The 9,127-nt window shown below is 64.3% G+C and carries 5 protein-coding genes and 1 pseudogene; 2 read left to right on the top strand and 4 right to left on the bottom strand.

The genetic code is table 11. From position 1 onward, the window contains the following. Nucleotides 1–78 precede the first annotated feature (78 nt). The 4 genes from WCE35_RS12305 to WCE35_RS12290 form a co-directional block, all read right to left on the bottom strand. Nucleotides 79–2,295: a 3-hydroxyacyl-CoA dehydrogenase NAD-binding domain-containing protein gene (locus WCE35_RS12305; RefSeq protein ID WP_424593617.1), complete on the bottom strand. Its 2,217-nt coding sequence runs from the start codon at nt 2,293–2,295 to the stop codon at nt 79–81. A gap of 133 nt (nt 2,296–2,428) precedes the next feature. Further along, nucleotides 2,429–3,637, bottom strand: a complete 1,209-nt coding sequence (locus WCE35_RS12300; protein ID WP_424593616.1) for an acetyl-CoA C-acetyltransferase — start codon at nt 3,635–3,637, stop codon at nt 2,429–2,431. A 73-nt stretch (nt 3,638–3,710) separates the two neighbouring features. After that, the gene (locus tag WCE35_RS12295) at nt 3,711–5,501 is read right to left on the bottom strand and encodes an acyl-CoA dehydrogenase C-terminal domain-containing protein (protein WP_424593615.1); all 1,791 of its coding nucleotides are present in this window, start codon (nt 5,499–5,501) and stop codon (nt 3,711–3,713) included. A gap of 111 nt (nt 5,502–5,612) precedes the next feature. Then, nucleotides 5,613–6,038 carry a nuclear transport factor 2 family protein gene (locus WCE35_RS12290; RefSeq protein ID WP_424593614.1) on the bottom strand — a complete coding sequence of 142 codons (426 nt, stop codon included), beginning with the start codon at nt 6,036–6,038 and terminating at the stop codon, nt 5,613–5,615. A gap of 375 nt (nt 6,039–6,413) precedes the next feature. On the opposite strand from WCE35_RS12290, the gene WCE35_RS12285 reads away from it, so the two are divergent. Together WCE35_RS12285 and WCE35_RS12280 are read left to right on the top strand one after the other, a co-directional pair. Further along, entirely contained in the window at nt 6,414–7,001 is a 588-nt protein-coding gene (locus WCE35_RS12285; protein ID WP_424593613.1) for a PadR family transcriptional regulator, read from the top strand. Nucleotides 7,002–7,256: 255 nt separating this feature from the next. Next, nucleotides 7,257–9,127 (top strand): annotated as a pseudogene (locus tag WCE35_RS12280) (hypothetical protein); the annotation flags it as partial.

Raw genomic sequence — 9,127 nt, 5'->3', positions numbered from 1 at the left:
CAACGGAAGAATGGATTGCTTCGTCGCAAGTGCTCCTCGCAATGACGGGTTTGAGAGGTTGCTCGCGGCCTGCCTCAGTTACGCCGCCGCCATCTTCTTCGGCGGGAAGCGACCGTAAAAAGTCTCGCCCTTGGCCGCCATCTCCGCCAGCAATTTCGGCGGCGTGAAGCGCGAGCCGTATTTGGCCTCGAGCTTGTGGCACAGTTCGACGAATTTTTTGGTGCCCATGAAGTCGATATAGGACAGCGTGCCGCCGGTGAACGGCGCGAAGCCGAAGCCGAGGATGGAGCCGACGTCGGCCTCGCGCATGTCGGTGATGACGTGATCCTCCACCGTGCGCGCGGCCTCCACCGCCTGCACCACCAGAAAACGCTGCTTCAGCTCCTCGATATCGAGCGTATCGGGATCGAGATGTCTTGGCTGCAATCCCGACAGTTCCGACCACAGGCTCTTCTGGCCCTTGCCCTTCTCGGGGTAATCGTAAAAGCCCTTGCCGTTCTTGCGGCCGAAGCGGCCCTGCTTCTCGACCATCTCGACCAGAAGCTTCTTCTGGGTCTGGTCGATGGCGTTGGGGCCGAGATCGGCCTCGGTCGCCTTCATGATCTTGAGCACGAGATCGAGCGCGACCTCGTCCGACAGCGACAGCGGCCCGACCGGCATGCCCGCCATCCTGGCGGTGTTCTCGATCATCGCCGGCGGCACGCCTTCCATCAGCATTTCCAGGCCTTCGGCGGTGAAGCGCAGCACGCAGCGGTTGGCGAAGAAGCCGCGGGAATCGTTCACCACAATCGGCGTCTTGCCGATCACGCGGACGTAATCCAGCGCGGTCGCCAGCGCGACGTCGCCGGTGTTCTTGCCGACGATGATCTCCACCAGCATCATCTTCTCGACCGGCGAGAAGAAGTGGATGCCGATGAACTTGCCCTGGTCCTTGAATTCTTCTGCCAGCGAATTGATCGGTAGCGTCGAGGTGTTGGAGGCGAAGATCGCATCCGATTTCAACAGCGGCTGCGCCCTGGCGTAGGTCTCCGCCTTTACTTTTCTATCCTCGAACACCGCCTCGATGATGAGGTCGCAATCTTTCAGCACGTTGTAGTCGGCAGTCGCCGATATGCGCGACAGGATGGCGTCGCGTTCGCTCTCCTTGGCGCGGCCCTTCTTGACCAGATCGTCGATCACGGATTGGGCATGGCCCTTGCCCTTGTCGGCGCTGGCCTGGTCGCGGTCGATCAGCACCACGTCGATGCCGGCGCGCGCCGAGACGTAGCCGACGCTGGCTCCCATGAAGCCGGCGCCGATCACCGCGAGTTTCCTGACCTTGGTCGGCGGCACGTTTGGCGGCCGCCGCGCGCCCTTGTTCAGTTCCTGCATCGACAGGAACAGGCTGCGGATCATCGCAGCCGCCTCCTTGGAGCGCAGGATCTGGGTGAAATAGCGGGATTCGACCCGCAGCGCGGCGTCGATCGGCAACAGCAGGCCTTCATAGACGCAGCTCATGATGGCGCGGGCCGCCGGATAATTGTCGTAGGTCTCGCGGCGGAAGATCGCATTGCCGGCCGGGAACATCTGCATGCCGGCGTTGGAATAGACCGGGCCGCCGGGCAGCTTGAAACCCTTCTCGTCCCAGGGCGCGACCGCCTTGCCGCCGCCCTTGATCCAGTCCTTTGCTGATTTGATCAGATCAGCTGACGGCACGATGGCGTCGATCAGCTTCAGCGCCTTTGCCTTTTCGAGATTGACCGCCTCACCCTTCAACAACAGCTGCATCGCATCCTGCGGCGGCACGATGCGCGGCACGCGCTGGGTGCCGCCGGCGCCCGGAAACAGCCCGACCTTGACTTCCGGCAGCCCGAGGCGGGTTTTTGGATTTTCCGCAGCGACGCGGTAGTGGCAGGACAGCGTCAGCTCGAACGCGCCGCCGAGCGCCAGCCCGTTGATCGCGGCGGCCCATGGCTTGCCTGAGGTTTCGATGGCGCGGAACACCAGCGAGGATTTGCGGCTCTGGTCGAACAGCATCTGGTTGGCTGCGACCTCGCCCTTGGCCTTGAGCAGATCCATGTATTGGCGGTTCATGCCCTCCAGCATCGACAGATCCGCGCCGGCGGAAAACGCCTCCTTGCCCGAGGTGACGACGACGCCCTTGACCGCGGCGTCCGCCGAGGTCTGCTTCACGATCTCCTCGAGCTCGGTGATGGTGGTCTCGTCCAGCACGTTCATCGAACGGCCGGGAATGTCCCATGTGACCAGTGCAATGCCGTCGGCGTCGGTCTCAACCTTGAAATTCCTGAAGGCCATGTGGTGCTCCCAAAAGGTGTCGCTATTCGTGTTTCGCCGCAGTGATCGCAGGGTGGGTTAGCGAAGCGTAACCCACCCTTCTCAACGCCGCGATTTCGGTGGGTTACGCCTTCGGCTAACCCACCCTACGATTCTAAACCCGCTCGATGATCGTGGCGGTGCCCATGCCGCCGCCGATGCACAGCGTCACCAGCGCGGTCTGTTTGTTGGTGCGCTCGAGTTCGTCGAGCACGGTGCCCAAAATCATCGCGCCGGTGGCACCTAACGGATGACCGAGCGCGATCGCGCCGCCATTGACGTTGATCCTGGCGCTGTCGATGTCGAACGCCTGCATGTAGCGCAGCACCACCGAGGCAAACGCTTCGTTGAGCTCGAACAGGTCGATGTCCGACTTCTTCATGCCGGAGCGCTCGAACAGCTTTTCGGTGACGTCGACCGGGCCGGTCAGCATCATCGCGGGCTCGGAACCGATATTGGCGAAGGCGCGGATTCTTGCACGCGGCTTCAGCCCGTGTTTCGCGCCGGCTTCCTTGCTGCCGAGCAGCACCGCGCCGGCGCCGTCGACGATGCCCGAGGAGTTGCCGGCGTGATGCACGTAGTTGATCTTCTCGACTTCCGGATGCGACTGGATCGCCACCGCGTCGAAGCCGCCCATCATGCCGACGGCTGCGAAAGACGGCTGCAACTGGCCGAGCGACTGCATGGTCGTGGTCGGCCGCATGTGTTCGTCCCTGGCCAGGATGGTGAGGCCGTTGACGTCCTTGACCGGCACTACGGACTTGTTGAAGCGGCCCTCGTCCCAGGCTTTCGCCGCGCGCTGCTGGCTTTGCACCGCATAGGCGTCGACGTCGTCGCGCGAGAAACCGTATTTGGTGGCGATCAAATCGGCGGAGACGCCCTGCGGCATGAAATAGGCCGGCACCGCCATCGAAGGGTCCATCGGCCAGGCGCCGCCGGAGGCGCCAATGCCGACGCGGCTCATCGATTCGGCGCCGCCGCCGATCACGAGGTCGTGCTGGCCGCTCATGATCTGGGCAGCGGCGAAATTCACGGCATCGAGGCCCGACGCGCAGAAGCGGCTGATCTGGACGCCGGGAACGGCCTGCCCGAGACCGGCCTTCAGCGCCGCGAAGCGCGCGATGTCGGAGCCGGCCTCGCCGACCGGATCGACCACGCCGAGGATGACGTCGTCGACGATGTCCTCGCCGAGCTGGTTGCGCTCCTTCAGCGCCTGCAGCGGCACCGTCGCCAGCGCCAGCGCGGTCACCTCGTGAAGCGCGCCGTCGGCCTTGCCGCGGCCGCGCGGGGTGCGAACGTGATCGTAGATATATGCCTCAGGCATGACGCGCTCCTGATATGAGGATCATAATATACAGGCGAGAAATCGCGGATCGTTCGGGAACGGCGGAAGTTTCTCAGAACGCTTCCGCCGCCAGTTCCATCGTGGTCGCGCTTCCGCTCTGGATGCGCGCAAGGTGCACCGTCGTTTCCGGCAGCATCCGTTCCATGAAGAAGCGGCCGGTCACGAGCTTGGAGGTCAGATAGGGCGTGGCGTCACCGGCCGCAATCTTGACCAAGGCCACTTTCGCCATCCGCGCCCACATGTAGCCGAAGGTGACGAGGCCGAACAGTTGCATGTAGTCGGTGGCCGCGGCCCCGGCATTGTCGGGTTTGGCCAGCGCATTCTGCATCAGCCATCCGGTGGCTTGCTGCAAATGGCCGAGCGCGGCGGACAGCGGCGTCACGAAGGGCTTCATGGCCTCGTCGGTGCCGTGGTCCTTGGCGAAGGCCGCGACCTCGCCAAAGAACGCCATCACGGCGCGGCCGCCATGGCGCGGCAGTTTGCGGCCGACGAGATCGAGTGCCTGAATGCCGTTGGCGCCCTCATAGATCATGGCGATGCGCGCATCGCGGACGAACTGCTCCATGCCGTGTTCGGCGATGTAGCCGTGGCCGCCATACATCTGCTGCGCCAGCACCGCGTTGGAAAATCCGACATCGGTCATCACGCCCTTCATGACCGGCGTCATCAGCCCCATATGGTCGTCGGCTGCCTCGCGGTCCTTGGGGTCGCTGGAGCGGTGGGCGACGTCGCTCTTCAGCGCGGTCCAGACCACCATCGCGCGCGCCGCCTCGTTGAAGGCGCGGATCGTGAGCAGCGTGCGGCGGACGTCGGGATGCACGATGATCGGATCGGCCGGCTTGTCCGGCGCCTGGGCGCCGGTGAGCGCGCGGCCCTGCAGACGCTCGCGGGCATAGGCCACCGCATTCTGATAGGCGACCTCGGATTGCGCCAGGCCCTGCACCGCGACGCCGAGCCGGGCCTCGTTCATCATCACGAACATGCCCTGCATGCCCTTGTTTTCCTCGCCGATCAGCCAGCCGGTGGCATTGTCGTAATTCATCACGCAGGTCGAATTGCCGTGGATGCCCATCTTGTGCTCGATCGAGCCGCAGGACACCCCGTTACGCGCTCCCAGGGAACCGTCGGCATTGACCAGGATTTTCGGCACCACGAACAGCGACACGCCCTTGATGCCGCTGGGCGCGCCTTCGATCCGCGCCAGCACCAGATGGATGATGTTGTCGGCGAGATCGTGCTCGCCGGCGGAGATGAAGATCTTGGTGCCAGTGATCCTGTAGCTGCCGTCGGCCTGCTTGACCGCCTTGCTGCGCAACAGGCCGAGATCCGTGCCGCAATGTGGCTCGGTCAGGTTCATGGTGCCGGTCCACTCGCCTGCCACCATTTTCGGCACGAACATCTTCTTCTGTTCGGGCTTGCCATGCACGATCAATGCCGCGGTCGCGCCCATGGTCAGGCCGCCATACATCGAGAACGCCATGTTGGCCGAACTCTGGAACTCGTTGACCGCCTGGCTCAGCGTGACCGGCAGCCCCTGCCCGCCATATTCTGATGGCGCCGAGAGCCCGAGCCAGCCGCCTTCCGCGACCTGCTTGAACGCTTCCTTGAAACCTTTGGGCGTGGTGACGCTGCCGTCCGCGTGCCGGATGCAGCCTTCGAGGTCGCCGACCCGATTGAGCGGCTGCAAGACCTCCTCGCTGAGCTTGGCGGCCTCGCCCAAAATCGCTTCGCGCACGTCGGCGGAGGCATCGGTAAAGCCGGGCAGATTGTCGTAGCGGTCGATCTGGAACACGTCGTTGAGCAGAAAATTGACGTCTTCGACGGGCGCTTTGTAGATCGGCATCGTGTCCTCCCGGCTGGCTGGCGGCTCCTTTAAGGGAGTTTCCCAAGCGCAGCAATCGCATTGGTTTCCGAATCAGAGCTTAACTGGTTCGCAGCTCCAAGGCAGCCACGATCAGGGCAGCGGTTGCATTCTTGCGGGGCCCGCATCGGCTGCCTGCCGCGCCAGTTGCTCCCCCATCAGCCGATGCAGCAGGTTGACCGCCTTGAGCGGGCGCACCATCACCCTGAAATGCGTGATCCGGCCGTCGCCCCCGAAGGTGATGATGTCGACGCCGTTGATCCTGATCCCGTCGATCTCGTTTTCGAACTCGAGGACCGCGCCGGTATCGCTGCGCCATTCGCCGACATAGGCGAAGCCCGGCCCGCCCAGCACCTTTTCCGCGCTCGACAGATATTTGAACGTGATGTCACGCCCGCGCTGCGGCGTATGCACGACGGGGCTTTCGAATACCGCGTCGGGGTGGAGCAGATCCCACAACGCCGCGCGGTCATGGGACTTCAGGTAGGCATACCACTTGTCGAGGCCGGTCATGGTCATCGAACGTCTCCTGTGGGTGAGCAGCGCAGCGATTGCCGCGGTCATGGTGAAGTCGCCTCAAACGCCGGGTTTGCTTGCGCCGAGCAGGATAAGCACGAGCGCGGCAGCCATGAGCATCCAGCCAGGATGACGACCGCGTGTGGCCCAAAGATTGACGATGGCGCCGAACAAACAAGAACCGCCAACGAACAGACTGCTTCACTGGTCTCGCAATCAGCGCCGCGTACGGGCAGACGAAGTCGACCCTTCAACGAAGCTGGAAGCGGCATGACTTCCCTTGCTGCGATCCATTATTATGCATATTGACGCATATGCGCTTTTATGCATAAAGTCAAGCAGCAGGTTCTGGTTCATTGGAGACGGAGGGTTGGCGTTTTGGCGCTTGGTGATGCAATCCTCGCGTGCCTGACGGAACGTCCGATGACGGGCTATGAGCTGGCCAAGACGTTCGATGCATCCATCGGATTCTTCTGGAAGGCCGACCATCAGCAGATCTATCGCGAACTCTCGCGGCTCCGCGACCGCGGCCACATTCAGGGCCGCGAAGTCGTGCAGTCCGGCAAACCCAACAAGCTGGTCTACACCCTCACATCCGAGGGCAGAGCCGCGCTGAAACGCTGGGCAGCCCGGCCGAGCATCCCGCCTTCGATCAAGGACGATCTGCTGGTACGGCTTTACGCGCTTGGCAGCGTCGACATTGAGCCGTTGCGCGCCGACCTCATGGCCCGGCTGGAGCACCACCGCGGCCGTTTCTCGCGATTCGAGCATATTCTCCAGAAACGCTTCCCTGAAGGCGCCGCATCACCGGCAGATATCGGCAAGCTGCTCGGACTTCGCATTGGCCTTCGTTATGAGCATGCCGTGGCGGAGTGGTGCGAAGAGGCGCTCGATACCTTGTCCGCCATTGCCAACCCTGCGAATGTCACGCCGATCGAGGACAGCCGACGCAAAAACAACCGATGAGTGTCGCGTCCTGACCGGTCACGACGGCGCCGGCGTTCGAAATCCGAGCCCGGCCGCCGCCCGGCCCCATCGATTTCGTCCTGACGGTAACTTTAAGGCCGCGCGGCCCAATTCCTTAACCCGTTATTTACCGTAACGCGGAAAAGTCAGTATCCAAGACAGACGACCGGCGCGGAATTCGATTGTCTTTTCATTGGCACGCGCGGGGAGGCTGGGGGCGCAGCGGTGGCGCCGGAGTCGGAACCGGATCAGGGCATGAATTCGCGCGTATCGTGGAGTGTTGAAAGCATCGATCCATCGGTGCGCGAACGGGCCGAGGCAGCCGCGCGTCGCGCCGGGATGTCGCTCCACGACTGGCTCAATTCCACCATCGGCGATTCCACGCCGGCCGATTTTCACGCGCCCTACGACCAGCGTCAGGCGATGCCCGGCCAGGAGAGCCGGGACGTCGCGGACATTCACCAGCGGCTGGATTCGATCACCCGCCAGATCGAGCGGATTACCCAGGCCAAGCCGCGCAGCGATGTTTCCACGCGCAGCGACATTTCCACGCGCAGCGATGTTTCCATGCGCGGCGACGTTCCCATGCGCGGCGACACTTCCACGCATAGCGACGCGTCCCGCGGCCAGGCCGTGCGCAGCGAACCAGCCGTTGCCCGGCAACTGAACGACGCCATTTCGCGGCTCGATGCACGGCTGTCGCAGATTTCAGATCCTGCGCCGGCGCAGCAAGCGCAGTTGCAGGCCAAGCAGCGCCAGGCCGAGACGGTCGAGCGCGCCGCCGCGCAGGTCTATCGTCCCTCGCCGCCGCTCAATCCGGCATCGCTCGATTCCGTAATCGCGGAAATCGCGGCGCGCCAGAACGAACTGGATGGTCTGCAGCCCCGGCTGATGCCCCCGCGCAGCGTGCCGCCGCTGGCGCCCGCCGCCCCGCCGATGGCGCAACCTGCCCCGATGGCGCCGGCGGGGCCGGATTTTTCCTCGCTGGAGCGTCATCTGTTCAGGATCACGAGCCAGATCGAGGCGCTGCAGCGTCCCGATCACATCGAGCAATCGATCGCGGCCTTCCGCGGCGAACTCGCCGAAATCCGTCACGCCATCACCGAGGCGATGCCGCGCCAGGCGATCGAATCGATCGAGAACGAGGTCCGCTCGCTGTCCCGCCGCATCGACGAGACCCGTCAGAGCGGCACCGACGGCCTGGCGCTCGCCGGCATCGAACGGGCGCTCGGCGAAATCCACCAGGTGCTGCGCTCGCTGACCTCGGCCGAGCAACTCGCCGGCTATGACGAGGCGATCCGCAGTCTCGGCGCCAAGCTCGATCTGATCCTGCGCACCAGCGACGATCCCTCCACCGTCCAACAGCTCGAAGGCGCGATCGCCGCCCTTCGCTCGGTCGTTTCCAACGTCGCCTCCAACGACGCGCTGGCGCGGCTCAGCGACGACCTGCAAACGCTGTCGTCCAAGATCGATCAGCTTTCCCGCGCCGAGAGTCGCGGCGGTTCGCTGGCGATCCTCGAACAGCGCATCGCCGCGCTGACCTCGACGCTGGAAAGCCGCGAGCGCCCGGTCGTCAGCGACAATTCCGAATCGCTCGAAGGCGCGCTGCGGGCCCTGTCCGAGCGCATCGACCGCATGCAGGTCGGCAGCGACAGCGCCTCGGCGTTCGTCCATCTCGAACAGCGCGTATCCTACCTGCTGGAACGCCTGGAGGCCGCCACCGATCACCGCGCCGGCAATCTCGGCCGGGTCGAGGACGGGCTGCATGACATTCTGCGCCACCTCGAAAACCAGCACGCCAGTCTCGCCGCGCTGGCCGAGGGCAGCCGCACCATGAGCGCGGCCGCGCCCCAGCCGGCCGACAGCGGCCTCGTCGATGTCGTCAAGCGCGAATTGTCCGACATCCGCTTCAGCCAGTCGGAAACCGACCGGCGCACCCAGGATTCGCTGGAAACGGTTCACAGCACCCTCGGCCACGTGGTCGATCGGCTGGGGATGATCGAGGGCGATCTGCGCGCGGTTCGCGCCGCGCCAATCGCGCCGCAGCCGGTCGCCGCCCCGGCGACGGCGCCGGTCGAAGCGCCAGCAGAAACGTCCCGCCTTGCGACGCCGGCGCAGCTCTTCGC

Origin of the sequence: Bradyrhizobium sp. (assembly GCF_049691595.1) — a bacterium.
Taxonomy (GTDB): Bacteria; Pseudomonadota; Alphaproteobacteria; order Rhizobiales; family Xanthobacteraceae; genus Bradyrhizobium.
Note: the sequence above shows the minus strand (reverse complement) of the source record. Positions and strands in the feature narration are given on the sequence as shown.

What these genes read in the sequence shown, in the direction of transcription:
- WCE35_RS12290 (WP_424593614.1), bottom strand. Translation starts at nt 6,038, where the DNA reads ATGACCATGACCGGCCTCGACAAGTGGTATGCCTACCTGAAGTCCCAT.
- WCE35_RS12300 (WP_424593616.1), bottom strand. Translation starts at nt 3,637, where the DNA reads ATGCCTGAGGCATATATCTACGATCACGTTCGCACCCCGCGCGGCCGC.
- WCE35_RS12305 (WP_424593617.1), bottom strand. Translation starts at nt 2,295, where the DNA reads ATGGCCTTCAGGAATTTCAAGGTTGAGACCGACGCCGACGGCATTGCA.
- WCE35_RS12295 (WP_424593615.1), bottom strand. Translation starts at nt 5,501, where the DNA reads ATGCCGATCTACAAAGCGCCCGTCGAAGACGTCAATTTTCTGCTCAAC.